This window comes from Streptomyces tuirus, assembly GCF_014701095.1.
Classification (GTDB): Bacteria; Actinomycetota; Actinomycetes; order Streptomycetales; family Streptomycetaceae; genus Streptomyces; species Streptomyces tuirus.
The window spans coordinates 2,064,971-2,091,234 of sequence record NZ_AP023439.1; the positions used below are offsets into that span (position 1 = coordinate 2,064,971).

The 26,264-nt window shown below is 71.7% G+C and carries 25 protein-coding genes; 14 read left to right on the forward strand and 11 right to left on the reverse strand.

Translation table 11 applies throughout. From position 1 onward, the window contains the following. Position 1 precedes the first annotated feature (1 nt). The 3 genes from IGS69_RS09580 to IGS69_RS09590 all read left to right on the forward strand — a co-directional run bounded on the left by IGS69_RS09580 (position 2) and on the right by IGS69_RS09590 (position 2,275). The gene (locus tag IGS69_RS09580; RefSeq protein ID WP_190898305.1) at positions 2–826 is read left to right on the forward strand and encodes a DUF5336 domain-containing protein; all 825 of its coding nucleotides are present in this window, start codon (positions 2–4) and stop codon (positions 824–826) included. Positions 827–924: 98 nt separating this feature from the next. Next, entirely contained in the window at positions 925–1,935 is a 1,011-nt protein-coding gene (locus IGS69_RS09585; RefSeq protein WP_190898306.1) for an LLM class F420-dependent oxidoreductase, read from the forward strand. A gap of 46 nt (positions 1,936–1,981) precedes the next feature. Beyond that, entirely contained in the window at positions 1,982–2,275 is a 294-nt protein-coding gene (locus IGS69_RS09590) for a hypothetical protein (protein WP_030837127.1), read from the forward strand. 57 nt (positions 2,276–2,332) lie between these two features. On the opposite strand, the gene IGS69_RS09595 is transcribed toward IGS69_RS09590, so the two are convergent. Genes IGS69_RS09595 through IGS69_RS09605 form a run of 3 tightly spaced genes read right to left on the reverse strand, consistent with a single transcriptional unit; the run spans position 2,333 to position 5,612 of the window. Beyond that, positions 2,333–3,403, reverse strand: coding sequence for a prenyltransferase/squalene oxidase repeat-containing protein (locus IGS69_RS09595; protein ID WP_190898307.1), 1,071 nt, complete (start codon positions 3,401–3,403; stop codon positions 2,333–2,335). Then, complete coding sequence (locus tag IGS69_RS09600; protein WP_190898308.1) at positions 3,400–4,149, reverse strand: class I SAM-dependent methyltransferase; 750 nt, start codon at positions 4,147–4,149, stop codon at positions 3,400–3,402. Before IGS69_RS09600 ends, IGS69_RS09595 begins: the two co-directional genes overlap by 4 nt. Next, positions 4,143–5,612 carry a glycosyltransferase family 4 protein gene (locus IGS69_RS09605; RefSeq protein ID WP_190898309.1) on the reverse strand — a complete coding sequence of 490 codons (1,470 nt, stop codon included), beginning with the start codon at positions 5,610–5,612 and terminating at the stop codon, positions 4,143–4,145. The genes IGS69_RS09600 and IGS69_RS09605 overlap by 7 nt, the downstream gene beginning before the upstream one ends. Positions 5,613–5,823: 211 nt before the next feature. On the opposite strand from IGS69_RS09605, the gene IGS69_RS09610 reads away from it, so the two are divergent. Continuing rightward, positions 5,824–6,483, forward strand: a complete 660-nt coding sequence (locus IGS69_RS09610) for a TetR family transcriptional regulator (RefSeq protein WP_190898311.1) — start codon at positions 5,824–5,826, stop codon at positions 6,481–6,483. A 277-nt stretch (positions 6,484–6,760) separates the two neighbouring features. Here IGS69_RS09610 and IGS69_RS09615 read toward each other — a convergent pair whose 3' ends face one another. Both IGS69_RS09615 and IGS69_RS09620 read right to left on the reverse strand, forming a co-directional pair. After that, the gene (locus IGS69_RS09615; protein WP_190904431.1) at positions 6,761–6,994 is read right to left on the reverse strand and encodes a ferredoxin; all 234 of its coding nucleotides are present in this window, start codon (positions 6,992–6,994) and stop codon (positions 6,761–6,763) included. A 2-nt stretch (positions 6,995–6,996) separates the two neighbouring features. Further along, entirely contained in the window at positions 6,997–8,448 is a 1,452-nt protein-coding gene (locus tag IGS69_RS09620) for an aldehyde dehydrogenase (RefSeq protein ID WP_190898312.1), read from the reverse strand. Positions 8,449–8,606: 158 nt separating this feature from the next. Between IGS69_RS09620 and IGS69_RS09625 the strand changes: the two genes are divergently transcribed. After that, the gene (locus IGS69_RS09625) at positions 8,607–9,632 is read left to right on the forward strand and encodes an MBL fold metallo-hydrolase (protein WP_190898314.1); all 1,026 of its coding nucleotides are present in this window, start codon (positions 8,607–8,609) and stop codon (positions 9,630–9,632) included. Positions 9,633–9,758: 126 nt separating this feature from the next. Then, on the forward strand, positions 9,759–10,664 hold the full coding sequence (locus IGS69_RS09630; RefSeq protein WP_190898315.1) for a helix-turn-helix domain-containing protein: 906 nt from the start codon (positions 9,759–9,761) through the stop codon (positions 10,662–10,664). A 3-nt stretch (positions 10,665–10,667) separates the two neighbouring features. On the opposite strand, the gene IGS69_RS09635 is transcribed toward IGS69_RS09630, so the two are convergent. After that, entirely contained in the window at positions 10,668–11,465 is a 798-nt protein-coding gene (locus IGS69_RS09635) for an SAM-dependent methyltransferase (protein WP_190898317.1), read from the reverse strand. Between the two features lie 411 nt (positions 11,466–11,876). On the opposite strand from IGS69_RS09635, the gene IGS69_RS09640 reads away from it, so the two are divergent. From IGS69_RS09640 to IGS69_RS09660, 5 genes are read left to right on the forward strand one after another with little or no spacing between them, the layout of a single operon-like run. Continuing rightward, positions 11,877–13,088 carry a prenyltransferase/squalene oxidase repeat-containing protein gene (locus IGS69_RS09640; RefSeq protein WP_190898318.1) on the forward strand — a complete coding sequence of 404 codons (1,212 nt, stop codon included), beginning with the start codon at positions 11,877–11,879 and terminating at the stop codon, positions 13,086–13,088. Then, positions 13,085–13,726 (forward strand): SCO2322 family protein, encoded by a 642-nt coding sequence (locus IGS69_RS09645; RefSeq protein ID WP_190898319.1) that lies wholly within the window; start codon positions 13,085–13,087, stop codon positions 13,724–13,726. The genes IGS69_RS09640 and IGS69_RS09645 overlap by 4 nt, the downstream gene beginning before the upstream one ends. Beyond that, complete coding sequence (locus IGS69_RS09650) at positions 13,719–14,810, forward strand: energy-coupling factor transporter transmembrane component T (RefSeq protein WP_232543467.1); 1,092 nt, start codon at positions 13,719–13,721, stop codon at positions 14,808–14,810. The genes IGS69_RS09645 and IGS69_RS09650 overlap by 8 nt, the downstream gene beginning before the upstream one ends. Further along, entirely contained in the window at positions 14,807–16,465 is a 1,659-nt protein-coding gene (locus IGS69_RS09655) for an ABC transporter ATP-binding protein (RefSeq protein ID WP_190898321.1), read from the forward strand. The genes IGS69_RS09650 and IGS69_RS09655 overlap by 4 nt, the downstream gene beginning before the upstream one ends. Continuing rightward, the gene (locus IGS69_RS09660; RefSeq protein ID WP_190898322.1) at positions 16,462–17,310 is read left to right on the forward strand and encodes an ECF transporter S component; all 849 of its coding nucleotides are present in this window, start codon (positions 16,462–16,464) and stop codon (positions 17,308–17,310) included. The genes IGS69_RS09655 and IGS69_RS09660 overlap by 4 nt, the downstream gene beginning before the upstream one ends. Positions 17,311–17,566: 256 nt before the next feature. Here IGS69_RS09660 and IGS69_RS09665 read toward each other — a convergent pair whose 3' ends face one another. After that, the gene (locus IGS69_RS09665) at positions 17,567–18,802 is read right to left on the reverse strand and encodes a cytochrome P450 (protein ID WP_190898323.1); all 1,236 of its coding nucleotides are present in this window, start codon (positions 18,800–18,802) and stop codon (positions 17,567–17,569) included. Between the two features lie 218 nt (positions 18,803–19,020). Here IGS69_RS09665 and IGS69_RS09670 point away from each other — a divergent pair, with 218 nt between their 5' ends. Next, entirely contained in the window at positions 19,021–20,190 is a 1,170-nt protein-coding gene (locus IGS69_RS09670; protein ID WP_190898324.1) for a steroid 3-ketoacyl-CoA thiolase, read from the forward strand. Here the strand turns inward: IGS69_RS09670 and IGS69_RS09675 are convergent. Both IGS69_RS09675 and IGS69_RS09680 read right to left on the reverse strand, forming a co-directional pair. Next, on the reverse strand, positions 20,174–20,449 hold the full coding sequence (locus tag IGS69_RS09675) for a DUF397 domain-containing protein (RefSeq protein ID WP_190898326.1): 276 nt from the start codon (positions 20,447–20,449) through the stop codon (positions 20,174–20,176). The genes IGS69_RS09670 and IGS69_RS09675 overlap by 17 nt on opposite strands. Beyond that, positions 20,409–21,257 (reverse strand): helix-turn-helix domain-containing protein, encoded by an 849-nt coding sequence (locus IGS69_RS09680; RefSeq protein ID WP_190898327.1) that lies wholly within the window; start codon positions 21,255–21,257, stop codon positions 20,409–20,411. The genes IGS69_RS09675 and IGS69_RS09680 overlap by 41 nt, the downstream gene beginning before the upstream one ends. A 93-nt stretch (positions 21,258–21,350) precedes the next feature. Between IGS69_RS09680 and IGS69_RS09685 the strand changes: the two genes are divergently transcribed. Then, positions 21,351–21,767, forward strand: a complete 417-nt coding sequence (locus IGS69_RS09685; protein ID WP_232543468.1) for an ATP-binding protein — start codon at positions 21,351–21,353, stop codon at positions 21,765–21,767. Here IGS69_RS09685 and IGS69_RS09690 read toward each other — a convergent pair. Both IGS69_RS09690 and IGS69_RS09695 read right to left on the reverse strand, forming a co-directional pair. Beyond that, positions 21,764–22,204: a peptidoglycan-binding domain-containing protein gene (locus tag IGS69_RS09690; protein ID WP_232543469.1), complete on the reverse strand. Its 441-nt coding sequence runs from the start codon at positions 22,202–22,204 to the stop codon at positions 21,764–21,766. The genes IGS69_RS09685 and IGS69_RS09690 overlap by 4 nt on opposite strands. Before the next feature lie 101 nt (positions 22,205–22,305). Next, positions 22,306–24,348, reverse strand: a complete 2,043-nt coding sequence (locus IGS69_RS09695; RefSeq protein WP_190898329.1) for a bifunctional glycosyltransferase 87/phosphatase PAP2 family protein — start codon at positions 24,346–24,348, stop codon at positions 22,306–22,308. A gap of 443 nt (positions 24,349–24,791) precedes the next feature. Between IGS69_RS09695 and proP the strand changes: the two genes are divergently transcribed. Then, complete coding sequence (gene proP, locus IGS69_RS09700) at positions 24,792–26,177, forward strand: glycine betaine/L-proline transporter ProP (RefSeq protein WP_190898330.1); 1,386 nt, start codon at positions 24,792–24,794, stop codon at positions 26,175–26,177. Positions 26,178–26,264 lie beyond the last annotated feature (87 nt).

The window sequence follows — 26,264 nt, forward strand, 5'->3', positions numbered from 1 at the left end:
AGTGAATATCCGCTCCCTCACTCGGGGCGACGGCGTGGTGATCGGAGCAGCGGTATTGCTGTTGATCGCGTCGTTCCTCGACCTCTACTCGTTCGACAATGTCCCCGACAGCGTCGACCTCCCCATGCTGTGGGGCAGCGGCCCGGTCGTGTTCGGCGTCGTGCTGGCCGGGATCATCGGCGCCGCGCTCGTCGTCCTCTCCCGGGGCCTGCCGCAGGTCCCGAAGGTCGCGGGGATCGAGCTCGGCCAGTTCGGTGCCGCCTTCACGGTGTTCGCCGCGTGGTGCGCGCTCGGCAACATCTTCGACGTGACCGGTGGCTACGACAACATCGAGGGGACCGACTCCGACTTCCTCCCGAGCCCCGGCGTCGGCATGATCCTCGCCCTCATCGCCACGCTGCTGATGGCCGCCGCCGCCATCGCCACCCCCCTGGTCCCGGCCCTCAAGGCCGCGCTCCTCCCGGCTCCCCGTCCGGCCGCCCCGCAGCCCTACGGCGCCCAGCCCCCCGGTGGTTACGGCTACCCGGGCGCGCAGCAGCCCGGTGGCTACGGCCAGCCGCAGCCGGGACAGCCGTACGGCGGTCAGCCGCAGCAGACGCAGGCGCAGGCCCCGCAGCCGCCGGCCGGGGACTTCTCCCCGTTCTGGTTCGCGGTGCCGGTGCCGCGGCCACTGTTCGCGGAGGACGGCTCGCCGACGCCGATCGCCGAACTCGCCCCGGGTACCTGGTACCTGGCGGTCGAGCAGCGCGGAGCGGCCCTGGTCGCGCAGACGCAGGACGGCCGCCGCGGTGTCCTCCAGGACACGTCGGGCATCCAGCGCGGCTGAGCCCCACGGCCATCCACGGCCCCTCGCCCTTCCGGGCGGGGGGCCGTTGCCGTACAGTCGTCGCCTTCCGTGAGCTGACACATCGTCAGGAGGCAGGTATGCGGCTCGGTCTGGCGCTCGGCTACTGGGGCCGCGGCCCCTCCCCCGGCCATGTGTGCCTCGCGCAGGAGGCGGAGCGGCTCGGCTACGACTCGGTCTGGACGGCGGAGTCCTGGGGCTCGGACGCGTTCACCCCGCTCACCTGGATCGCGGCGCACACCACCCGCGTCCGGCTCGGCACGGCGGTCGCGCAGATGGCGGCCCGCTCCCCGGCCACCACCGCGATGCACGCCCTCACCCTGGACCATCTCTCCGGTGGCCGCGTGCTGCTGGGCCTCGGCCTCTCCGGCCCGCAGGTCGTCGAGGGCTGGTACGGCCGCCCGTTCCCCGCCTCACCGCTCACCGCCACCCGCGAGTACGTCGACGTCGTGCGGCAGGTGCTGCGCCGCGAGGCCCCCGTCGAACTGGCCGGCCGCTTCCACTCCCACCCCTACCGCGGCCCGGACGCCACCGGCCTCGGCAAGCCCCTCAAGCCGATCACCCACCCGCTGCGCGCCGATCTGCCGATCCTGCTGGGCGCGGAGGGCCCGAAGAACGTGGTCCAGACGACCCGGATCGCCGACGGGTGGCTGCCGCTGTACTGGTCGCCGACCCGGCCGGAGGTCCACGGCCCGGCCCTGGCGGAGCTGCCCGCGGGATTCATGGTGGCGCCGATGACGCAGGTCCGGGTCTGCGACGACGTCGCCGAAGGCCTGCTGCCGGTCAAGACGATGCTCGGCTTCTACATCGGCGGCATGGGCCACGCCGCCCGCAACTTCCACGCCGACCTGATGGCGCGCATGGGCTACGAGGAGGAGGCCCGCCGGATCCAGCGGCTGTTCCTCGACGGCCGCCGGGAGGAGGCCGTGCGCGCCGTCCCCGACGCCTTCGCCGACGAGATCTCCCTGGTCGGTCCGCGTCAACGCATCGCCGAGCGGCTGGAGTCGTGGCGGAAGGGGCCGGTGACGGACCTCCTCGCTCTCAGCCCCGACCCGCACACGCTGCGAGTCCTCGCCGAGTTGAACTCCTGAGCGATTCCCCGGGTTTCATCCGGAGTTCAAGGGCAATCCGGAGACTATGTCCCCTCGATATCGCAACGGTGCGAATCAGGCCGGCACGATCGTCGCGGTCGTGGCCGACATCATGGCACTCATCCTGGGTCTCTGGATCCTGATGTACCTGCTGGACGCCAACCCCGGCAACTCGTTCGTCCAGTTCATCCACGACGCGGCCCGCTGGCTCGCCGGCTGGTCGCACGACCTGTTCACGTTCGACGAGGCCTGGGCCCGAGTGGTCTGCGGTTACGGCCTCGCAGCGGTGGTGTACCTGTTCATAGGCCATGCGATAGCCAACAGGGCCCATCGTCACTGAAAACGCGGTGCGGGGCGCACAACCCGCGCCCGCACACCAGGCCGAACTCCCGAGCTCCTAGGCGCAACAGTCCGAATCGAGCCCCACAGGCAACTCCGCACCACCGAACACCTGGCACGTGGCCTCATGCCCACCGAGCGCGGCCACGGCCAGCAACAACGACCCCGCGGTCCACGTCGTCAACTCCCGCGGCCAGATCGCGTCGTCGTCGAACACATACCCCGTCCAGTACAGCCCGCTGTCCTCGTCCCGCAGATGCTGGATCGACTGCAGGATCTCGAGCGCCCGGTCGGACTCCCCCATCGCCCACAACGCGAGCGCGAGTTCGGCCGATTCGCCGCCCGTCACCCACGGATTGGGAACCACGCACCGCACGCCCAGTCCGGGCACCACGAACCGGTCCCAGTCCTCCTCGATCCGGGCCTTGGCCTCCGCCCCGGTCAGCGCACCGCCGAGCACCGGGTAGTACCAGTCCATCGAGTACCGGTTCTTGTCGAGGAACCGCTCGGGGTGGTGGCGTATCGCGTGCCGCAGCGCACCGGCCGCCAACTCCCAGTCCGGTTGGGCCTCTTCCCGCTGCTCGGCGATGGCCAGGGCGCAGCGCAGCGCGTGGTGGATGGAGGAACTGCCCGTCAGCAGGGCGTCCGTCGTCTCCGTGCCGTCGTCGTCGCGGCGCCAGCCGATCTGCCCGCCGGGCTGCTGGAGGCGCAGCACGAACTCCACCGCCGCGTACACCGTGGGCCACATCCGGTCCAGGAACGCGTCGTCGCCGGTGGAGAGGTGGTGGTGCCAGACGCCGACGGCTATGTAGGCGACGAAGTTGGTCTCCCGGCCCCGGTCGGTGACCGCGTCGGCCTCGCCGTCGGTGTAGGCCGCGTACCAGGAGCCGTCGTCGTTCTGGTGCCGGGCCAGCCACAGGTAGGCCCGCTCGGCGGCCTCGTGCTCACCGGCCGTGTCCAGGGCCATGGCCGCCTCGACGTGGTCCCACGGGTCGAGGTGGTGCCCCCGGAACCACGGGATCGCACCGTCCTCGCGCTGCACGGCGAGGATGCCGGCGACGGTCGCGGCGGCCTCCCCCGCGGTGAGGACCCCGGGCAGGACCAGATGTTCCGTCCGGGGAGTGGTCACTTGGCGTCCGCCCCGGTGTCGGCCAGACGCGGCAGGTGCGGCTTGGTCGCGTACGCCACGAAGCTCTTGCCGATCAGCGGGTTGAGCGCCCGCTCGGCGACCCGGGTGGCCAGCGGCTTCTTCATGATGTCCCAGACGAGCAGCTTGTGGTACGCCCGTACCGGCAGCGCCTTGTCGTTGTCGACGCCGAACGCGCACTTGAGCCACCAGTAGGGCGAGTGCAGGGCGTGGGCGTGGTGGGTGCCGTAGGGCTCCAGGCCGGCCTCGCGGATCTTCCGCAGCAGTTCGTCCGCCTTGTAGATGCGGATGTGGCCGCCCTCGACCTCGTGGTAGGCGTCGGAGAGGCTCCAGCAGACCTTCTCGGGGCCGTAGCGCGGGACGGTGACAGCGATGCGTCCGCCGGGCTTCAGCACCCGCACCATCTCCGCGAGGACGCCCTTGTCGTCCGGGATGTGCTCCATCACCTCGGAGATGATGACGACGTCGAAGGACTCGTCGGGGAAGGGCAGCGCGAGGGCGTCGCCCTCCATCGCCGTGGCGGTGGCGCCCTCGGGGGCCTCGCCGGCTTCCTTCATCGCCGCGAACCACTTCGCGACCTCGCGGATCTCCTCGGCGTTCTGGTCCAGCGCCACGACCTGCGCGCCACGCCGGTAGCACTCGAAGGCGTGCCGCCCGGCACCGCAGCCGAGATCCAGGACGCGATCACCCGGGGCGAGCGGGAACCGGGAGAAGTCGACGGTCAGCACGTGGCCCTGCTTTCGGAGTTGACGCCTTCTACATCTGCCGGGGCTGCTGAGACAGCACCCGCTGTGCCTGCGGGTACGGCGTCTGCCGGGCCCGCGGGGGCTGTGGGGACCGGGCCCGTCGCGAGGGCCGGACGGCCGGAAGCCCGCGGCGCGGCGCGCGTCCCGGCCCTGTCGATCTCCTCGCGGTAGCGGGCCACCGTGCCCTCCGCCGCCCTGGCCCAGGTGAAGTGGCGCAGCACCCGCTCGCGTCCGGCCGTGCCGAGGCGGGCGCGCAGTTCCGGGTCGGACAGCAGGCGGCCCAGACCGGCGGCGAGCGCGCCCGCGTCGCCGGGCGGTACCGCCAGGCACGTCTCGCCGTCGCGGCCGGCGACCTCGGGTATGGCGCCGCCGGTCGTGGCGAGCAGGGGCGTGCCCGTCGCCATGGCCTCGGCGGCCGGGAGCGAGAAGCCCTCGTAGAGCGACGGCACGCACGCGACCTGCGCGGAGCGCACGAGGTCGACGAGCTCCGCGTCGGAGATGCCCTTGACGAACTCGACGGCGTCGGCGAGGCCGTAGCGCTCCATCGCCTGGGCGACCGGTCCTTCGGTGGGCCGCTTGCCGACGACGACGAGATGGGCGCCGGGGTGCTCGGTCCGGGCCTTGGCCAGCGCCTCGACGAGGTGCACCAGGCCCTTCAGCGGCACGTCGGCGCTGGACGTCGTCACGATCCGGCCCGGCACGACCGGCACCGACGGATCCGGCGAGAACAGGTCGGTGTCGGCGCCGATGTGGACCACGTGGATGCGGTCCCGCCGGACGCCGAGGTGGTCGACGATCTCCTGTTGCGAGGTGCCGGACACGGTGAGCACGGACGGCAGCCGGCGCGCGACGCGCTTCTGCATGCGCGTGAAGCCGTACCAGCGCCGCACCGAGGCGCGCCGCTTCCAGCCGTCCGCCGCGTCCAGCTCCAACTGCCGGTCGACGGTGATGGGGTGGTGGATGGTCGTCACCAGGGGCGCGCCGACATCGCCCAGCAGGCCGTAGCCGAGGGTCTGGTTGTCGTGCACGACGTCGAACTCACCGCGGCGGGCGCGCAGGTGACGGCGGGCGCGCAGCGAGAACGTCAGCGGTTCCGGGAAGCCGCCCGTCCACATGGTCGCGACTTCCAGCGCGTCGATCCAGTCGCGGTACTCGCCGCGCCCCGGCGTGCGGAAGGGGTCCGGCTGGCGGTACAGGTCGAGGCTGGGGAGCTCGGTGAGGCTCAGCCCGTCGTAGCCCTCGTCGAGGACGGGATACGGCTGGGAACCGATGACCTCGACCCGGTGGCCCAGGCGGGCCAGTTCGCGCGAGAGGTGCCGGACATAGACGCCCTGTCCGCCGCAGAACGGGTTCCCTTTATAGGTCAGGAGCGCGATGTTGAGCGGTCGCAAGCCGTCGGAAGCGGGGTCCTGAGGAGCCCCGGCCTGACTGGCCTCAGCGGTCACTCTGGGCCCCCTTCTCCCTGCACGGTCCCGCGAGATTACGCCGGGACGCTAATCTAGAACAAGTTTCAGACTTGATCGTCCGGAGGCTCTGAATCTACCGGCAGGTAAGGGTGCTGTGAGCGGTGGATCAGGTGATTCACGCCACGACCGGCGCCGTGCCATGCTGTGTGATCATTCGTCCTCACGGACGGTCACGGAACGGGACCGACCCATGCCCGCAGAAGCCAAGGTGAGCGCCAAGGTGAACAAGCCGGCCAAGGTGGAAGCCAGAGCGGCAGTGCCCGCCTCCCCGCCTCTCACGGAGCGGCAGGAGGCCCGCCGCCGCCGCATCCTGCACGCGAGTGCCCAGCTGGCGAGCCGGGGTGGCTTCGACGCCGTGCAGATGCGCGAGGTCGCGGAGTCCTCCCAGGTGGCGCTCGGCACGCTGTACCGCTACTTCCCGTCCAAGATCCACCTGCTGGTCGCCACCATGCAGGATCAGTTGGAGCACATGCACGGCACGCTGCGCAAGAAGCCCCCGCAGGGCGAGACCGCGGCCGAGCGGGTCGCGGAGACGCTGATGCGGGCCTTCCGGGCGTTGCAGCGCGAGCCGCATCTGGCCGACGCGATGGTCCGCGCGCTGACGTTCGCCGACCGCAGCGTGAGCCCGGAGGTCGACCAGGTCTCCCGGCAGACGACGGCGATCATCCTGGACGCGATGGGCCAGGAGAACCCGACCCCGGAGCAGTTGTCGGCGGTCCGGGTCATCGAGCACACCTGGCACTCGGCGCTGATCACCTGGTTGTCGGGCCGCGCCTCGATCGCCCAGGTGAAGATCGACATCGAGACGGTGTGCCGCCTGATCGACCTGACGGCGCCGGCCACCGCATAACCCCCGGGCACGACAAGGACCTACGAGACGGGTTCCCTTCGCCGGCATGGTCCGGATCAGGTGGTGGGGGTCGCCTTCCGGTCGCCGGGCCTTTCGGCCCTGCGGCCTTCCGGCCTCTCAGCCCTACCGTCGCAGTCGGCACCAGCGGAAGTACTGACTTCGCTTCTCGCCGATGTCGGCTACTCCGGTCGGACTCCCTCACTCGCCTCGTAGGCCGACTTCCAGCATAGAACGCCCAAAGCGGAATGAAACCCCCACCATCATGATTCTTCGGGCGCTACTCCTCCGGTGGGAACACCGCCTCCCCGCTGTCCCCGAGCGTGATCGTGATCGCCTCGGTAGGGCAGCTCTCCGCCGCCTCCAGCACCCGCTCGTTCGCGTCCATGTCGGGAGCGACGGGATGGGACTGGCGGGCGGCGTCCAGGTGGAAGCCGCCCGGCGCGTGGTGGAGGCACTGCGCGGAGCCGATGCACAGGGAGCGGTCGACCTCGACGTGCCAGCGGTCGCCCATCGTCACGCGTCCGCCGGGAGGTGGATCATCTTGTGCTCCAGGTACTCGCCGTACCCCTCGGGCCCGAACTCCCGTCCCAGGCCCGAGTTCTTGTAGCCGCCGAAGGGGCCCAGCATGTCCAGGCTGAAGGTGTTGACCGAGTAGGTGCCCGTCCGGACCTGCCGGGCGATGTCGATGCCGTGCTCGACGTCCGCGGTCCAGACGCTGCCGCTCAGCCTGTAGTCGGAGTCGTTGGCGATCTTCACGGCGTCGGACTCGTCGTCGTAGGGGAGCAGGCAGATCACCGGGCCGAAGATCTCCTCGCGGGCGATGCGCATGGAGTTGTCGACGTCGCCGAAGAGGGTCGGTTCGACGTACCAGCCGCGCTCCAGGCCGGCGGGGCGTCCACCGCCGGTGAGGATCTTGGCGCCTTCCTCCTGCCCGATGCGGATGTAGTCGAGGTTGCGCCGCTGCTGCCGCCGGGCGACCAGCGGGCCGACCTGGGTGGCCGGGTCCAGCGGGTCGCCGACGGTCAGGGCGCCCGCCGCGGCGGCGAGGGCGTGGGCGAACTCGTCGTAGCGGGAGCGCGGCAGGAGGATGCGGGTCTGGGCGACGCAGGCCTGGCCGTTGTTCATCCAGGCCGCGGGGGCGATGCCCGCGACGGCGGTCTCGAGGTCCGCGTCGGGCAGGACGACGGCCGCGGACTTGCCGCCCAGTTCGAGCGTCACGCGGGTGAGGTTGCGGGCGGCGACCTCCATCACGCGCTTGCCGGCCGCGACCGACCCGGTGAAGGAGACCTTGTCGATGCCGGGGTGGCCGACCAGGTACTCGCTGACGTCCCGGCCGGCGGGCAGGATCGACAGCACGCCCTCCGGCAGCCCGGCCTCGCGGGCGATCTCGCCGAGGAGACAGGCGTCGAGCGGGGACTCGGGCGAGGGCTTGAGGACGGCCGTGCAGCCGGTGAGCAGCGCGGGGGCGAGCTTGGCGGCGGCGACGAACTGCGGGACGTTCCAGGGGACCACGGCGGCCACGACCCCGACGGGCTCGCGCCGCACGAGGATCCTGCCCAGGACGCCGTCGCGCCGCTCCTCGTGGGTGAAACTCCGGGCGACCGTGATCGCCGAGTCCCAGACCATCACCGCGCCGAGGGCCTGGGCGAGGACGCTCCAGGAGTACGGCGAGCCGTTCTGGGCGGAGATCACACGGGCGATCTCGTCGTGCCGTACGGCGAGGGCGTCCTTGATCCGGCCCACGGCCTCGATCCGCTCGTCGAGGCTCATCCGCGGCCAGGGCCCCTCGTCGAACGCCCGCCGCGCCGCCGCCACGGCCCGGTCCACATCCGCCGTCGAGGCGTGCGGGACGCGTCCGATGACCTCCTCGGTGTGCGGCGAGACGACCTCGATGACGTCCTGGCCCAGGGGGTCGGTCAACTCCCCGCCGATGAACAGCTGTCCGTGTTCCACGAGCTCGGTCATGGCCGACTGCCTCCCCGGGAGCATTTTCTGACGGCTCATCAGATACGCCCACTGATACCAGCCCCGCCCCGAGGAGTCCACGGACCGCGCACCACCGGAAGACCCCCATTGGAACTCGTTCTAGTTATAGTGACGGGGAGTCGGCGACAGGGGAGCCCATGACACAGGTGACCGACCACGGCGGAGGCGTCCGCTCCCTGCAGGTCCCGATCCCGGACAACCCGCTCGGCCACACGCTGGTGTACGTCGTCGACACCGACCGCGGCCCGGTGCTGATCGACACCGGCTGGGACGACCCGGACTCCTGGGACACCCTCACGGAGGGCCTCACGGCCTGCGGCACCTCGGCCGCCGAGATCCACGGCGTGGTCATCACCCACCACCACCCGGACCACCACGGGCTGTCCGGCCGGGTCCGTCAGGCGTCGGGCGCGTGGATCGCGATGCACGCGGCGGACACCGCGGTCGTACGGCGGACCCGGGAGGCCCGCCCCGAGCGCTGGTTCACGTACATGGCGGCCAAGCTCACCGCCGCCGGTGCGCCCGAGGAGCACATCGCGCCCCTGCGGCAGCCCCGCCACCGCACCCTGCCCGGCCTCTCCCCCGCCCTGCCCGACCGCGACATCGCCCCCGGCGAACTCCTGGCACTGCCCGGCCGCCGGCTGCGCGCGATCTGGACCCCGGGGCACACGCCGGGCCATGTCTGCCTCCACCTGGAGGAGGACCATCCGGCCCGGCTCCCGGGCCGGGGGCGCCTGTTCTCCGGCGACCACCTGCTGCCCGAGATCACCCCGCACATCGGCCTCTACGAGGATCCCGAGGACACCACGGTCACCGACCCCCTGGGCGACTACCTCGACTCCCTGGAACGCGTCGGCCGGCTGGCCCCCGCCGAGATCCTCCCGGCCCACCAGTACCCGTTCTCCGACGCCGGCGCCCGCGTACGGGAGTTGCTCACCCACCACGAGTCCCGCCTGACCGGCCTGCTGGCCCTGCTCGCCGAGCCCCTCACCCCCTGGCAGCTCGCCGAGCGCATGGAGTGGAACCGTCCCTGGTCCGAGATCCCGTACGGCTCCCGCACCATCGCCGTCTCGGAGGCCGAGGCGCATCTGCGGCGCCTGGTGAAGCTGGGACGGGCGGAGGCGGTGCCGGGGAGCGAGCCGGTGACATACGTGGCGGTGTGAGAGGGCCGCCCAGTCCGGCTCGGACTGCGAGGACTCCGGCCGAACGTGCCCGCGTCATACGGCCCTTGACGCTGTGCGGCGCCCCTAGGATGGTCGGAAGCAACGCTCGCACCGGGAGAGATGCCCATGGGCACCGAAGAGGCCGCACGCACGACGACCGGCGGCGGGGCCCTGGACGGCGGGTGCGCCGGGCCCATGGTGCCGCGCCTGGCCCTCGGCGCCCGGCTGCGCGCCCTGCGGGAGGAGCGGGGCATCGGCCGGGCGGACGCGGGGCACGTCATCCGCGCCTCCCCTTCCAAGATCAGCCGGATGGAAGCCGGCCGCCACGGCTTCAAGCTGCGCGACGTCGCCGATCTGCTCACCCTCTACGGCGTCACGGACGAGGCCGAGCGCGCCACGCTGATGGCGCTGGCCGAGCAGGCCAACACCCCTGCCTGGTGGCGGTCGTACAGCGATGTCGTGCCCGCCTGGACGCAGACCTATCTCGGGGCCGAGCAGGCGGCGAGCCTCATCCGCTGCTTCCGGGTGCAGCGCGTCCCCGGCCTGTTGCAGACCGCCGACTACGCCCGGGCCGCCGTGCGGCTCGTGCACCCGGACGCCGGTGCGGCCGAGATCGACCGCCGGGTCGCCCTGCGGATGGCCCGCCAGCGGATCCTGCACCGGCAGCCGGCGACCCGGCTGTGGGCGGTGATCGACGAGGCGGCGCTGCGCCGCCCGCTGGGGGGCCTCCAGGTCATGCGGGACCAGCTCAGGCATCTCATCGACATCTGCGCGCTCCCGCACGTGACCGTGCAGATCCTGCCGTTCACCGCCGGCGCCCACGCGGCGGAGGGCGGCCCGGTCACCATTCTGCGGCTGCCCGGCGGGCAGTTGCCCGACGTGGTCTACCTGGAGCAGCTCACCGGCGCCCTCTACCCCGACCGGCCGGCCGAGATCGAGTGCTACTGGGACGCCATGAACCGGCTGGTGGTCGAAGCCGAGTCGCCGGACGAGACTCCGACCATCCTGCACCGCGTCCTTCAGGAGACCTGAGGCTCAGCGCTTGAGGGCGACGCCGCCGTACTGGTGCACCTCCGCGGGCAGGCCCAGGGCCGCCGCGTCGGGACGCCAGCGGGAGCAGGAGGCCACGCCCGGGTCGAGCAGCTCCAGGCCGTCGAAGTAGCGGGCGATCTGCTCGGGGCTGCGCAGGATGTACGGGCTGGAGCCGCCGTCGTTGTACTGCTGGATGGCCCGGACGTAGTCCTCGCTGGTGTCGGTGGAGTCGTACTGCACGAGGTAGCTGCCGGGGGGCAGGGCGTCCACCAGCTGCCGCACGATCGAGCGGGCCTCGTCGTCGTCCTCGATGTGGCCCAGGATGCCCATCAGCATGAGGGCGACGGGCTGGTCGAAGTCGAGTGTCCTCCCGGCCTCCCGGACGATGGCGCCGGGGTCGCGCAGGTCGGCGTCGACGTAGTTGGTGACGCCCTCCGGGGTGCTGGTGAGCACGGCGCGGGCGTGGGCCAGCACCAGCGGGTCGTTGTCGACGTAGACGATCCGGCTCTCCGGGGCCACCCGCTGGGCGATCTGGTGGGTGTTGTCCACATTGGGCAGGCCGGTGCCGACGTCCAGGAACTGGCGGATGCCCTCTTCGGCGGCGAGATGGCGCACGGCGCGGGCGAGGAAGTAGCGGGCGGCACGGGCGCCGGTCTCGATCCCGGGGAAGACCTCACGGAACGCGTCACCGGCCGCCCGGTCGACCTCGTAGTTGTCCTTCCCGCCCAGCCAGTAGTTCCAGATCCGGGCCGAGTGCGGCACCGAGGTGTCGATCTTGGGGAACGGCTCCTGCTCGGTCATGGACGCTCCTGAGTGTGTGGTCGAGGACACCCCACGGTAGCCGGTCGGCACCCCGGCGAGGATCAACTCCTGCGCAGTACCAGGGAGTTCCACGGTTCCGCCTCGGTCGCCCTCACCACCGGTCCGGCGGCCCCGTGCCGCGAGGCCCAGGGGCCCTCGGCCCGATTCCTACGTGCGGGTACAGTGAGCGGGTCGTCATCACCCGTACGGGGGAAAGCCGGTGCAATTCCGGCGCTGACCCGCAACCGTGAACCGCCCGCGGCGGTGAGCCGGATCGCTCCGTACGGTTCGTGACCGGCTCACGTGTCCCGGCAGTCCGCCGGTGCACGGCACCGTCGAGGTATACGGAGCCGAGCCGCCGGGGTGTCCCGTGCTGCCCGGCTCCCCCACAGGGAGAGGCACCCGCCGATCATGAACGTCCGCCGCAGCGCCGCGGTCCTGGCCGCCGTCGCCGTGATCGGCGCCGCCACCCCGGCCGCCGCCGACCCGTCCCCGTCGCCCTCCCAGGCGTTCCCGTCCGCCCTGTACGGCGGCACGGACCCGAAGTACGACGGCGTCTGGCGCCAGTCGCTCGCGCTGCTCGCGCAGGACACCGTGGGGGTGAAGCCCGCCGGGAAGTCCGTGGAGTGGCTGGCGCGGCAGAGTTGCGAGGACGGCTCCTTCGCCGCGTACCGCCCCGACCCCACCGCCGCGTGCGACGCCAAGACCCTGCTGGACACCAACGCCACGGCCGCCGCCGTGCAGGCGCTCACCGCGCTCGGCGGGCACGACGACGTCACCGGCAAGGCCGTCGGCTGGCTGAAGTCCGTGCAGAACAAGGACGGCGGCTGGGGCTACTCGCCCGGCGGTGCCAGCGACACCAACTCGACGTCGGTCGTCGTGGGCGCGCTCGCCGCCGCGGGCGAGAAGCCGGACCAGGTCGTCAAGGACGGCAAGTCCCCCTACGACGCGCTGCTGAAGCTCGCCCTGCCCTGCGGCGGGGACGACGACGGCGCCTTCGCGTTCCAGCCGGACAAGAAGGGCGGGCTCGTCGCCAACGCGGACGCCACGGCGGCCGGTGTGCTCGGCTCCCTGGGCAAGGGCATGGTCGTCGAGCCCGGCAAGAAGTCCGAGGCGACGTGCGAAAAGGCCGCCACGCCTCAGCAGGCGGCGGCGAACGGCGCGGGCTACCTCACCGCCGCCCTGACCGAGGACGGCGGGCATCTGATGTCCGCACTGGCCGGTGCCGAGCCCCAGCCCGACTACGGCAACACCGCCGACGCGGTCGTCGCGCTCGCCGCGCAGGGCGCCACCGCGCAGGCGGAGAAGTCCGTACGGTGGCTGGAGAAGAACTCCGCCGAATGGGCCGCGCAGAGCGGTCCGGCCGCCTACGCCCAGCTGATCTTCGCCGCGCACGCCACGGGCACGAACCCCCGTGACTTCGGCGGCGCCGACCTCGTGAAGCAGCTGAGCGCCACGGGCCCGGCCCCGCAGACGGCGGAGAAGACCAAGGCCGCGGACGAGGAGAAGGAGGACTCCGGCTCGGACTTCTTCGGCGTCTGGTGGTACGTCGGCGTCTGCCTCGTCGCCGGCATCGGCATCGGCTTCCTGTTCACCGGCCGCAAGAAGAAGCAGCAGCCGTGATCCGCCGGGCCCTTCTCCTCCTCCTGGCCTCACTCCTGCTGTGCGCGGGGGCGGGCCAGGCCCAGGCCGCCGGCTACCGGTACTGGTCCTTCTGGGAGCGCGACGGCGAGCAGTGGGTCTACGCGACCCAGGGCCCGTCCGTGGCCCGGCCCTCGGACGGCGACGTCCAGGGCGTCCGCTTCGCGGTGAGCGAGGACTCCGCGAACGCGGCCCGGCCGCGCGGCAAGGCCGGCTTCGCGGCGATCTGCGCGAAGACGCCCGCGCAGGACGGCCGCAAGCGGGTGGCCCTGGTCATCGACTTCGGCACCCCGTCGCACGCCCCCGAGGGCGAGTCCCCGCCCGCCGCCCGCACGGCCTGCGCCCGGGTCTCCCCCGACGCGACGACGGCCGAGGCCCTGGCGGCGGTGGCCAAGCCGCTGCGCTACGACACCAACGCCCTGCTGTGCGCGATCGCGGGCTATCCGCGGAAGGGCTGCGGCGAACAGGTCTCGCAGAAGCGGACCCCGGAGCACGACAGGCCCGCCACGGAGCAGAAGACCGAGTCTGACGGCGGCCCGTCCCTGGGCCTGGTCGCGGGCGTCGCCGTGGTGGTGGTCCTGGGCGGGGCGGCGATCTGGCAGGTACGGCGGCGTGGCTAGCGCCACCCGACACGGCCGCCGGGCCCAGCTGCACCCCGGAGCCTGGTGGCTCTGGGCGCTGTCCCTCGGCACGGCGGCCACCCGCACCACCAACCCCCTGCTCCTCGCCCTCCTCATCACCGTCTCCGCCTATGTCGTGGCCACCCGCCGCCCCGACACCCCCTGGTCCCGCTCCTACGGCGCCTTCGTCAAGCTCGCCCTCGCCGTGATCCTCATCCGCTTGCTCTTCGCGATCGCCCTCGGCTCCCCGATCCCGGGCACGCACACCCTCCTCACCCTCCCCGAACTCCCCCTCCCCGCCTGGGCCCAGGGCATCCGCCTCGGCGGCGAGGTGACCGCGGAGGCCCTCACCTTCGCCCTGTACGACGGTCTGCGCCTGGCCACCCTCCTCATCTGCGTCGGCGCCGCGAACGCCCTCGCCAACCCCTCCCGCCTTCTCAAGTCCCTGCCGGGCGCCCTGTACGAGATGGGCGTCGCGGTCGTCGTCGCCCTCACCTTCGCCCCGAATCTCATCGCCGACGTCCAGCGCCTGCGCGCCGCCCGCCGTCTGCGCGGCCGCCCGGACAGGGGCATCAGGGGCCTGCTGCACGTGGGGCTCCCGGTGCTGGAGGGCGCGCTGGAGCGTTCGGTCGCCCTCGCCGCCGCGATGGACGCCCGCGGCTACGGCCGTACCGCCCAGGTCCCGCCCGCGGTACGGCGTACCACCGCGGTCCTCACCCTGGGCGGTCTGCTCGGCGTCTGCACGGGAACGTACGGCCTGCTCACCGCCGAAGGGGCGGCCTACGGCTTCCCCCTGCTGCTGGCGGGTCTCGCCGCCGCCCTCGCGGGTCTCAGGCTCGGCGGACGCCGCTCGCCGCGCACCCGCTACCGCCCGGACCGCTGGGACGTGCGCGCCTGGCTGGTCGTCGCCTCCGGCGTCGCGGTGGCGGCCCTGCTCGCCCTCGCGGCGGCCCGTGACCCCGCGGCCCTGCACCCGGGTGTGGTCCCCCTGGTCGCCCCGGCCCTCCCCCTCTGGCCGGCCGCGGCCGTCCTGCTCGGCCTGCTGCCCGCGTTCGTCGCCCCCGATCCCAAGGAGCCGTCGTGATCCGCTTCGAGGATGTCTCCGTGACGTACGACGGGGCTCTTGAACCCACCGTCCGCGGCATCGACTTCGAGGTCCCGGAAGGCGAACTCGTCCTGCTGGCCGGTCCGTCCGGCGTCGGCAAGTCCACGGTCCTGGGCGCGGTCAGCGGGCTCGTCCCGCACTTCACCGGCGGCACCCTGCGCGGCCGGGTCACGGTCGCCGGCCGCGACACCCGCACCCACAAGCCGCGCGAGCTGGCCGACGTGGTGGGCACGGTCGGCCAGGACCCGCTCTCCCATTTCGTCACCGACACCGTCGAGGACGAACTGGCCTACGGCATGGAGTCGCTGGGCCTCGCCCCGGACGTGATGCGCCGCCGCGTCGAGGAGACGCTGGACCTGCTCGGCCTGGCCGGTCTGCGCGACCGGCCGATCGCCACGCTCTCCGGTGGCCAGCAGCAGCGCGTCGCGATCGGCTCGGTCCTCACCCCGCACCCGAGCGTCCTCGTCCTGGACGAGCCGACCTCCGCGCTCGACCCGGCGGCCGCCGAGGAGGTGCTGGCGGTCCTCCAGCGGCTCGTCCACGACCTCGGCACGACGGTCCTCATGGCCGAACACCGCCTGGAACGCGTCATCCAGTACGCCGACCAGGTCGTCCTGCTGCCCGCCCCGGGCGCACCCCCGATCCTGGGCGACCCGGCCGAGGTGATGGCCGTGTCCCCGGTGTACCCCCCGGTGGTGGCCCTGGGCCGCCTGGCGGGCTGGACCCCCCTCCCCCTGACGGTCCGCGACGCCCGCCGCAGGGCAGCACCTCTGAAGCAACAGCTGGAGCACGTCCCTCAGGGGCGCGGGGAACTGCGCGACAAGCCACAACCGGCCCGCACCCGCAAACGACCCGCACAACCCACCCCGGAAGGCGCCGCCCACATCCAGGCCCTCTCGGTCACCCGCGCCCGCATCCAGGCCCTGCACAACATCACCCTCACCCTCACCCCCGGCGAAACCATCGCCCTCATGGGCAGAAACGGCGCCGGAAAGTCCACCCTGCTCAACTCCCTCGTAGGCCTGGTCAAGCCCAGCTCCGGAACCGTCCGAGTCGGCGAAGCCACCCCCCACCGCACCCCTCCGAAGGACCTCGTCCGCAAGGTCGGCCTCGTCCCCCAGGAACCCCGCGACCTGCTCTACGCCGACACCGTCGCCGCCGAGTGCGCGGCGGCCGACCAGGACGCAGGCGCGGACCCCGGCACCTGCCGGGCCCTGGTGACCGAGCTGCTGCCCGGCGTCACCGACGACATCCACCCCCGGGACCTCTCGGAGGGGCAGCGGCTCGCGCTCGCCCTGGCCGTCGTGCTGACCGCCCGGCCCCCGCTGCTCCTGCTGGACGAGCCGACCCGGGGCCTGGACTACGCGGCGAAGGCCCGGCTGGTGACGGTTCTGCGCGCGCTGGCCGCCGAGGGGCACGCCATCGTCCTGGCCACGCACGACGTGGAGCTCGCGGCCGAGCTCGCCCACCGGGTGGTGCTGCTGGCCGAGGGCGAGGTGATCGCGGACGGCCCGACGGCGGACGTCGTCGTCTCGTCACCGTCCTTCGCCCCGCAGGTCACCAAGATCCTGGCGCCCCAGCACTGGCTCACGGTCGCCCAGGTCCGCACCGCACTGGAGGAGACCGGCCGATGAGTCTCCAGGCGACCACCCGCCCGCCCGCGCAGCGGCAGGCCCGGGCCGTGCGGCTCGGCCCCCGCTCCGTCGCCGCCCTGGCCCTGGTCAGCGCGGTGGGCGTGGCCGGTTTCGGCTGGCCCTTCCTCGCCCCGCCCACCTCGCGGATCGGTGCGCACGCGCAGGACGCGCCCTGGCTCTTCGCGGGCGTGCTGGTGCTGCTCGTGGCGGTCGTGGCCGCGGCGATCTCGGAGTCCGGTCTCGGCCCGAAGGCGGTCGCGATGCTCGGCGTACTGGCCGCCACGGGAGCGGCACTGCGGCCGATCGGCGCCGGTACCGCCGGGATCGAGCCGATGTTCTTCCTGATGGTGCTGAGCGGCCGGGTGCTCGGCCCGGGCTTCGGGTTCGTCCTCGGCTCGGTGACGATGTTCGCGTCCGCGCTGCTCACGGGCGGGGTCGGGCCGTGGCTGCCGTTCCAGATGCTGGCGATGGGCTGGTTCGCGATGGGCGCGGGCCTGCTGCCCGGCCCGGACCGGCTGCGCGGCCGGGCCGAGCTCGCGATGCTCGCCGGCTACGGCTTCCTCGCCGCGTTCGCCTACGGGACGGTGATGAACATGGCGGGCTGGCCGTTCATGAGCGCCCTCGCCTCCAACGCGGCGTTCGACCCGCACGCGCCGGTCGCCGCGAACCTGGCCCGTTTCGTCGCGTACTGCCTGGCCACGTCGCTGGGCTGGGACCTGGGCCGGGCCGTCGTCACGGTCGTCCTGACGCTCACCCTCGGTCCGGCGGTGCTCAGGGCGCTGCGCCGGGCCACGCGCCGGGCGGCCTTCGAGACGCCGGTCACGTTCGACGCCGCCGAGAAGTGAGGCCGCCCACATGACCCGGGTCACCTACGAAGCAGGGCCGTAGGGACAAGCCCCCGGTCACCGCCGCCGGCCCGCCCCGCACATGCGGCCATACCTAGTAAAAGGGGTTATTGCGCATATGCGGTGTGGCTGTTTCCGTGGACGCCTGCTGCCGCTGCGCAAGGTCGCCGGCGCAAGCAGGCTCCACCCCACAGACCGAAGGCGGCGGCCCCCTGATCCCCCGGGGCCGCCGCCTTCGCCATGCCCGTGGCCCGTTTCAGCCCGTGCTCACGGGAAGCTCCTTCACCCCGTTGATCCAGGCGGACCGCAGCCGGCGCGGATCCCCGACGAGCCTCAGCCCGGGCATGGCGTCGGCGATCGCGTTGAAGATGAGGTTGATCTCCAGGACGGCGAGGGACTTGCCCAGGCAGTAGTGCGGACCGCCGCCGCCGAACCCGAGGTGCGGATTGGGGTCGCGGGTGACGTCGAAGGTGTCCGGGTCGTCGAAGACCTCCGGGTCGTGGTTGGCGGAGGCGTAGAACAGCCCCAGCCGGTCGCCCTCGCGGATGCGCTTGCCGCCGAGTTCGGTGTCCTGGGTGGCCGTGCGCTGGAAGGCGGCGACCGGGGTCGCCCAGCGCACGATCTCCTCCGCCGCCGTGTCCGGCCGGTCGCTCTTGTACAGCTCCCACTGTTCCGGGTGGGTGAGGAAGGCGTGCATGCCGTGGGTGATGGCGTTGCGGGTGGTCTCGTTGCCCGCGACGGCCAGCATCAGCACGAAGAAGCCGAACTCGTCGGAGCTGAGGTTGCCCTCGTCCTCCGCCGCGACGAGCTGCGTGACGATGTCGTGGGCCGGGCACTGCTTGCGGTCGGCGGCCATGTTCATCGCGTAGGCGATGATCTCCGTGGCCGACTCGGCGCCGACCTCCTCGGTGATGGCGTACTCGGGATCGTCGTACGCGATCATCTTGTTGGACCAGTCGAAGATCTTGTCGCGGTCCTCCTGCGGGACACCCATCAGTTCGGCGATCGCCTGGAGGGGCAGTTCGCAGGCGACCTGGGTGACGAAGTCGAACGGTCCGGTGTGCGCGCGGGCGGAGGCGACGATGGAGCGGGCCCGGGCCCGCAGCCTGCCCTCCAGCGCCCGGATCGCCCGGGGCGTGAATCCACGCTGCACGATCTGCCGGACCCGGGTGTGCTCCGGCGGGTCCATGTTCAGCAGGATCAGCCGCTGTGCGTCGATGGCGTCGCGTTCGATGTGCTCGTTGAAGCGGATGATCGCCGTGTTGAGGGACGACGAGAACAGCTCCGGGTGCGTGGAGACGTACTTGACGTCGGCGTGCCGGGTGACCGCCCAGTAGCCGTCGTCCTGGAAGCCGGCGAGACCGGTCGGCTGTGCCACCCAGCTGACCGGTTCGACCCGGCGCAGCTCCGCGAACTCCGGCAGGGGCACGCGGCGGTGCAGCAGGTCGGGGTCGGTGAAGTCGAACCCGTCGGGCAGCGCGGGACAGGGCATGGGCGGCTCCCACCACTCGTACCGACTCTGACGTCTGACGGCCCATCAGTTGTGCGGAGTTGCGGTGACGGTAGTAACGGGTTCTACAAGTGGCAAGAGGCACGGGCCCGCCAATTGCCCGCATGACTATTGCGGTCACCGAGCAGCCCTCAGCACACTACCCACAGAACTAGAACGCGTACTAGTTCCGCTGAGCCTCCCGGAGAGGACCCGCACCCATGGCTGCCGAACCCGTGATCGTCGAAGCCGTACGCACCCCCATCGGCAAGCGCGGCGGCGCGCTCGCCAATCTGCACCCCGCCTACCTCCTGGGCGAGACCTACCGCGAACTCCTCGGCCGCACCGGCATCCCCGCCGACTGCGTCGAGCAGATCGTCGGCGGTACGGTCACGCACGCCGGCGAGCAGTCCATGAACCCCGCGCGCACGGCCTGGCTGACCATGGGGCTCCCCTACGAGACGGCCGCGACGACCGTCGACGCGCAGTGCGGGTCCTCCCAGCAGGCCTCGCACATGGTGGCCAACATGGTCGCGGCCGGCGTGATCGACGTCGGCATCTCCTGTGGGGTGGAGTCGATGTCGCGGGTGCCGCTGGGGTCGGGCTCGAAGCACGGGCCGGGCAAGCCGTTCCCCGACGAGTGGAACGTGGACCTGCCCAACCAGTTCGAGGCGGCCGAGCGCATCGCCCGCCACCGGGGCCTGACCCGCGAGGACGTGGACGCCCTCGGGCTCGCCTCTCAGGAACGGGCCGCCCACGCCTGGGCGGAGGAGCGTTTCAAACGAGAGACGTTCGCGGTCCAGGTCCCCACGACCGAGGAGGAGCAGCACGCCGGGCAGGGCATGTGGCGCCTGGTCGACAAGGACGAGGGCCTGCGCGACACGACGGCGGAGGCGCTGGCCGCGCTGAAGCCGATCATGCCGACGGCGGTGCACACGGCGGGCAACTCGTCCCAGATCTCCGACGGGGCGGCGGCGGTCATGTGGGCGTCGAAACGGATGACCCGGGCGCTGAAGCTCCGCCCCCGGGCCCGGATCGTGGCCCAGGCCCTCGTGGGATCCGACCCCCACTTCCACCTCGACGGCCCGATCGACGCGACGAAGGCCGTGCTGGGCAAGGCCGGGATGTCGTTGAGGGACATCGACCTCGTGGAGATCAACGAGGCGTTCGCGTCGGTGGTGCTGAGCTGGGCGCGGGTCTTCGACCAGGACCTGTCGAAGGTGAACGTCAACGGCGGGGCGATCGCGCTCGGGCACCCGGTGGGAGCGACCGGGGCCCGGCTCATCACGACGGCCCTGCACGAACTGGAGCGCGCGGACAAGGAGTTCGCGCTGGTCACGATGTGTGCGGGGGGTGGCTTGGCCACCGGCACGATCATTCAGCGGTTGTAGACGTCCAGTTGACGAAGGTGGTGAAGGCGGCGGGATCGAGGGTGAGGATCGGTCCCGCCGGGGTCTTGGAGTCTCGTATTGCGACGGTGGCAGAGGTTTCGGCGACCTCTACACAATTACCGCCCTGGTCACCGCTGTACGTGGACTTGCGCCAGGCCAGGGCTCCGATCGGCGCGCATTCGACGCATTCGCCGCCTTGATCGCCGCTATAGCTGGACTTACGCCACTGAGTCCCCGCCGGAAGCGCGTTGCTCGCCATAGCGTTCCTCCATCAATCGCCGGATCAACTCCGCCGAATCCCTGAGGGAGAGCGCGGCGGCCTGCAGATGATCGTAACGGAGCGAGCAGTCTCTGACGGTGTCCGGATTGGCGGTCGGATGCCCGCTGCCGTAGCCCTCTGTGTAGACGATGGCCGCGTCGCTCGCGAACCGGAAGAGGGTGAACGAGCCTTGCATTCCTGCATGCGCGCCGGCAGAGAACGGCAAGATCTGGATGTTGACCGCGGGGATGCGCTCGAAGGCCAACAGATGAGCCAGTTGCCCCCGCATGGTCTCCCGACTGCCCACCTCCTGGTACAGGACGGATTCGCTGATGACCATCCAGAGGACCGCGGCCTGCCCCTTCTCCAGGATGCGCTGTCGAGCCAACCGGACGGCAGTGCGGTCTTCCAGGTCGGTGTCGTCCAGCACTCCGAGCACGGCACGTGCGTACTGGGGAGTCTGCAGGAGGCCGTGGATGGCATGGGTCTGGAACGTGCTGATCTCCGTCGCCCGCCCCTCCAGCTCCGCCACCTGCTGGAACCAAGCCGGAAGCCGACTACGCAGGACCAGCTCAACCAGCCGGGAGAACATGCCGTCCGTCCCCAGCGCCGCATCCGCCCGTTCACTGAACTCCGGCGTCGGCAGCTTCCTCGCCGTCTCGATCTGGCCCACCAAGGAGCCCGTGTAGTTGAGGATGTCCCCCAACTGCCGCTGCGTCAGGCCGGCGGCCTCCCTGTGTCGGCGCAGCTCGAAGCCGTAGTAGTCGAGCGGCGATGCTCCCGGGTCAAGGGCGTTGATGTGGGTCACGGCAGAAGCCCCTCTCACGCAACTCGGTCCACCACGGAACCGGTTGTATCCGTTCCGTAGCCGAGGGTAGTCACCGCACGTCAGCCTCGTCCCGTGAACGAATACATTCCCGCCCAGTACACGATGCGCCTCACCGTCGGTGAACACGCCCCCCGGCACATCCGCCGTATCGTCCGCTCGTTCCTCGGCGAGTGGGGCATGCCCGAGCTGTCGGACACCGTGGAGCTGGGTGTCACGGAGCTGCTCGCCAACGTCGTACGGCACGTCCCGGACCGCCGCTGCGCGCTGCTGTTGCTACGGCAGCGCACCGGCGTACGGGTGGAGGTCACGGACGGCAGCGATGAACTGCCGTGCATGCCGGACACGTTGGACGCGGAGTCCGAGAACGGCCGGGGCCTGCTCCTGCTGGACGCGATGGCCGACAAGTGGGGCGTGTCACTGTGGTCCGGGGGCGGGAAGACCGTGTGGTTCGAATGCGGAGGCGAGTCCGCCGTCCCGGCCGCTCACTAACAGAAGGGAGCGTCCGGCGCGTTGGCCCAGAAGGAGAGGAACGACCAGGTCTGGGCTCCGATACGACCGTCCACGACGATGCCGGCACACTGCTGAAAGGCCCTCGTCGCGGACTGCGTGACTCCGCCGAAGTCCCCGTCCACGTCCAGGCCGGCGTCGATCGCCTGATTCAGGTAGCACTGGGCCTGCTGGACCACCGCCCCGGACGACCCCAGACGGAGGTTCGGTCGGTTGATGGTGAAATCACATACGTCGTCCGGTCCCTGGGCCACAAGGGCTGCTGGGCGGTTCAACTTGTCTGCGGCCTGGGCGGGTTTCACCACGGCGGTCGCAGAGGTTCCAGGTGATGCCGCTACAGCCGGCGCTCCGACAAGGGAGATTGGCACAGCCAGGGCCGCCAGGGCGGTGAGCACACGCCGCATCCCGATCACCTCCACAGAGGGTGTCCCTTTCTCATCGTGCGCGGCCCTCACCCGGGTTGCATCTCGGGACGGCCGCGCCAGGGGGATGGAGGCAGGCGGCGTTGGCCTGGGACCTGTCAGCCGTGGACGGGGTTCCGGGTCGGTGTGCGTTCGCCGTCGGCAGTCACCACCGCCCGCGCCCGCGGCCCCTGCAGGAAATACGTCACCCCGAACCCCACCGCCACCACCACCGCTCCCCCCGCCGCGTCCAGCACCCAGTGGTTCGCCGTCGCGACGATCGACGCGAGCGTGAGCAGCGGATGCAGCGCGCCCAAGGCCTTCAGCCACCATCGCGTCGCCAGGAGGGCGATCACCACGCCGCACCACAGGGACCAGCCGAAGTGCAGGGACGGCATGGCCGCGTACTGGTTGGTGAGGGCCGTGAGCGTGCCGTAGTCGGGCTGGGAGAAGTCCTGGACGCCGTGCACGGTGTCGATGAAGCCGAGCGTCGGCATCAGACGGGGCGGGGCCAGGGGGTAGAGCCAGAAGCCGACCAGGGCGAGCAGCGTGGCGAAGCCCAGCGCGGAGCGGGCCCAGCGGTAGTCGCCGGGGCGGCGCCAGTAGAGGACCGCGAGGACGGCCAGCGGGACCACGAAGTGGAACGACGTGTAGTACTGGTCGAGGACGTCCCGCAGCCAGCCGATCCCGACGACGGTGTGGTTGGCCCAGCGCTCGAGGTCGAGGTGCAGGACGCGCTCGAGGTCGTAGACCTGTCTGCCGTGTTCCTCCGCCTCGGCGCGCCCGGCCGAGTTGCTGCCGCCACCGGCGGCGAGGCGGACCTGGGAGTAGGCGGCGTAGGCGACGCGCAGGAGGAGCAGTTCCAGGAGGAGGTTCGGTCTGGTGAGGGCCCGGCGCAGGAACGGCATCAGCGGCACGTGCCGGAAGCGGGTGGTGGCTGCGGGCGCGTAGGCGGCCGGTTTCGGCGACCGGTAGAAGGGCGAGCCGCGGGGCAGGAACGGCACGGCGACGGCGGCGGCGAGCGCGGCCGGCAGGACGAGGTTGTCCCGCAGCGGGTCGAGGGCGTCCATGTCCGGCAGCAGCATGCCGGCGGGCAGCGTCATGACCAGGACAACGGCGACCGGCCACACATAGCGGTCACCGGCGCGGATACCGGCCCGGCCGACCACCGCGAGCAGCACCCACAGCAGCTGGTGCTGCCAGGCCGTGGGTGAGACGACGATCGCGGCGCAGCCGGTGATCGCGACCGCGAGCAGCAGCTGTCCGTCGTCGAAGTACCGCACGGCCCGGCGCAGGGCCAGGACGGCGACGGCCGCGCCGAGCGTCAGGAAGAGCGCGATCTCCAGGGGGCCGTTCAGGCCGAACCGGAGCAGGGCGCCGTGCAGGGACTGGTTGGCGAGGTCGTCGGCCGGGCCGCCGAGGCCGACGCCCGCCATGTGGTGGACCCAGTAGCGGTGGGAGTCGTGCGGCATCGCCGCCCAGGCGAGCCCGGTGCCGACGGCGAAGGTGACGCCGGTGGCGAGCGCGGCGCGTCTGCGGCCGGTGCACCACAGCAGCGGTGTGAACAGCAGCAGCGTCGGCTGGAGGGCCGCCGCGAGGCCGATGAGCAGGCCGCTGGTGCGCTGGCCGCGGGTGGCGAAGCAGCCGAGCAGGACGAGCAGGACCGGGATGATGCTGGTCTGGCCGAGCGAGAGCGTGCTGCGCACGGGCAGGGACAGCATCAGCAGGCTGACGGCGACCGGCGCGGCCAGCAGTGCCGTGCGGCGGCTGACCGGTGGGGGCAGGGCGCGAGCCGCGATCACGCCGAGGGCGACGACGAGCAGCAGCGTGCCGAAGGTCCAGCCCCAGCCGAGGGCCTGTTCGGCCGAACGGGTGAGGGGCTTGAGGGCGAGCCCGCCGAAGGGGGTGCCCGTGAAGCGGGTCGAGTCGTACAGCGAGCCGTTCACATGCAGGACGCCGTTGGGCCCGACCCAGGTCTCCAGGTCCGTCAGCCGCTCACCGCGCGGGGTGGCGAGGACGACGGCCACCTGCCGGGCGGCGAGGACGGCGGCGATCAGCCACAGGCCCACGCGGGCGGCGCGCAGACGTGCGCGGGCCCCGCCGGCGGCCGTCGCTCCGAAGCCCTCCGCCGGCCGTCCGCCGCCGTGATCCGCATCCGCCACGCCTCGTCGGCCTCCCGCACCAGCCCATCCGATATGTCCCGAATGTCGGCATTCCTCCTGCGAACCCTATGGGCATCGTGTGGCTTCGGGGAAGGAGGCGCGGGCCGCATCGACCGTGCGCGGACGGCGTGACGGCTTCTCGCGGAAGCGGCTCGGACGCGATGCGGAAGCTGTCCGGACGCGATACGGAGGCGGTCCGAACGCGATACGGAGGCTGTCCTGACGCGATACGGAAGCGATAAGCGTCACATGAAGATCGGTCGTGAACCGCTTTCCGTGGGGCAGAAGTGCCAGCACAGCAACGGTTTACGTGCAGTATGCAGCCAATTCCGTACCGCCCGTAAGCGGATGAAAACCGCCTATCGTCGCCTTTTCGGCCCGTACGACAGCGTCGCCGCGCGGGGCCGCGTCCCTGTCCCCGTCGAAAGGTAGGCGAGCGAGTCTTGTCGACTGCCTCAGTCGTCGCCCCCGCGTCCCTCGTGAAGACCCGCAAGGCGAACTCCCCCGACCCCACCGTCACCGACCCCGCGCTCGTCAGGCGCGCCGTGAAGGCGGCCGCGCTGGGCAACGCGATGGAGTGGTTCGACTTCGGCGTCTACAGCTACATCGCGGTGACGCTGGGCAAGGTCTTCTTCCCCTCGGGCAACCCCACCGCCCAGCTGCTGTCGACGTTCGGCGCCTTCGCCGCGGCCTTCCTGGTCCGCCCTCTCGGCGGCATGGTCTTCGGCCCGCTCGGCGACCGCGTCGGCCGCCAGAAGGTCCTCGCCCTGACCATGATCATGATGGCCGTGGGCACCTTCGCGATCGGGCTGATCCCGTCGTACGCGACGATCGGTGTCGGCGCGCCGATCCTGCTCCTGGTGGCCCGGCTCGTGCAGGGCTTCTCCACCGGCGGTGAGTACGCGGGTGCCTCCACGTTCATCGCCGAGTACGCCCCCGACAAGCGGCGCGGCTTCCTCGGCAGCTGGCTGGAGTTCGGCACGCTGGCCGGCTACATCGGCGGCGCGGGCCTGGTCACGATCATGACCGCTCTGCTCTCCGCCGACGACCTGACCTCCTGGGGCTGGCGCATCCCGTTCCTGATCGCGGGCCCGATGGGCATCATCGGCCTCTACCTGCGCATGCGTCTGGAGGAGACCCCGGCGTTCGCGGCCGAGGCGGAGAAGGCCGATAACAACCGCCCGAAGACGCCGCTGCGCGAGATGATCACCGGCCAGTGGCGCGCGCTGCTGCTCTGCGTCGGCCTGGTGCTGGTCTTCAACGTCACCGACTACATGCTGCTGTCGTACATGCCGAGCTACCTGACCGGCCAGCTCCACTACGACGAGACGCACGGCCTGCTGGTCGTCCTCGGCGTGATGGCCGCGATGATGATCGCCCAGCCGTTCGTCGGCGCGCTGACCGACCGCGTCGGCCGCCGCCCGGTGATCGCCACCGGCTGCGCGGGCTTCCTGCTGCTGTCCGTCCCGGCCCTGCTGCTGATCCGCGAGGGCAGCCTGCTCGCGGTGGCGCTCGGCATGGGCGCACTCGGCATGCTGCTGGTCTGCTTCACGGCGTCGATGCCCGCCGCGCTGCCGGCGCTGTTCCCGACGAAGGTCCGCTACGGCTCGCTGTCGATCGGCTTCAACGTCTCGGTGTCCCTGTTCGGCGGCACGACCCCGCTGGTGGTCACGGCCCTGATCGGGGCGACCGGGAACATGATGATGCCCGCGTACTACATGATGGGCGCGGCCGTGATCGGCGGTTTCGCGGTGTGGCGCATGGCGGAGTCGGCGGGGCGTCCGCTGCCCGGCTCGGCGCCCTCGGTGGCGGGTCGACACGCCGAGTGACAACCCGCTGACAGCGCCCCGTGCACCAACTATCTTCGTCAGCGCCAGTAGTTAGGGATGCTAACTATGCTGACGAAAGGTAGAGGC

Excerpts from the sequence above, each read along its gene's own strand:
- IGS69_RS09585 (WP_190898306.1), top strand. The coding sequence starts at position 925 with ATGCGGCTCGGTCTGGCGCTCGGCTACTGGGGCCGCGGCCCCTCCCCC.
- IGS69_RS09590 (WP_030837127.1), top strand. The coding sequence starts at position 1,982 with ATGTCCCCTCGATATCGCAACGGTGCGAATCAGGCCGGCACGATCGTC.
- IGS69_RS09610 (WP_190898311.1), top strand. The coding sequence starts at position 5,824 with ATGCCCGCAGAAGCCAAGGTGAGCGCCAAGGTGAACAAGCCGGCCAAG.
- IGS69_RS09615 (WP_190904431.1), bottom strand. The coding sequence starts at position 6,994 with ATGGGCGACCGCTGGCACGTCGAGGTCGACCGCTCCCTGTGCATCGGC.
- IGS69_RS09620 (WP_190898312.1), bottom strand. The coding sequence starts at position 8,448 with ATGACCGAGCTCGTGGAACACGGACAGCTGTTCATCGGCGGGGAGTTG.
- IGS69_RS09625 (WP_190898314.1), top strand. The coding sequence starts at position 8,607 with ATGACACAGGTGACCGACCACGGCGGAGGCGTCCGCTCCCTGCAGGTC.
- IGS69_RS09630 (WP_190898315.1), top strand. The coding sequence starts at position 9,759 with ATGGGCACCGAAGAGGCCGCACGCACGACGACCGGCGGCGGGGCCCTG.
- IGS69_RS09635 (WP_190898317.1), bottom strand. The coding sequence starts at position 11,465 with ATGACCGAGCAGGAGCCGTTCCCCAAGATCGACACCTCGGTGCCGCAC.
- IGS69_RS09640 (WP_190898318.1), top strand. The coding sequence starts at position 11,877 with ATGAACGTCCGCCGCAGCGCCGCGGTCCTGGCCGCCGTCGCCGTGATC.
- IGS69_RS09660 (WP_190898322.1), top strand. The coding sequence starts at position 16,462 with ATGAGTCTCCAGGCGACCACCCGCCCGCCCGCGCAGCGGCAGGCCCGG.
- IGS69_RS09665 (WP_190898323.1), bottom strand. The coding sequence starts at position 18,802 with ATGCCCTGTCCCGCGCTGCCCGACGGGTTCGACTTCACCGACCCCGAC.
- IGS69_RS09670 (WP_190898324.1), top strand. The coding sequence starts at position 19,021 with ATGGCTGCCGAACCCGTGATCGTCGAAGCCGTACGCACCCCCATCGGC.
- IGS69_RS09675 (WP_190898326.1), bottom strand. The coding sequence starts at position 20,449 with ATGGCGAGCAACGCGCTTCCGGCGGGGACTCAGTGGCGTAAGTCCAGC.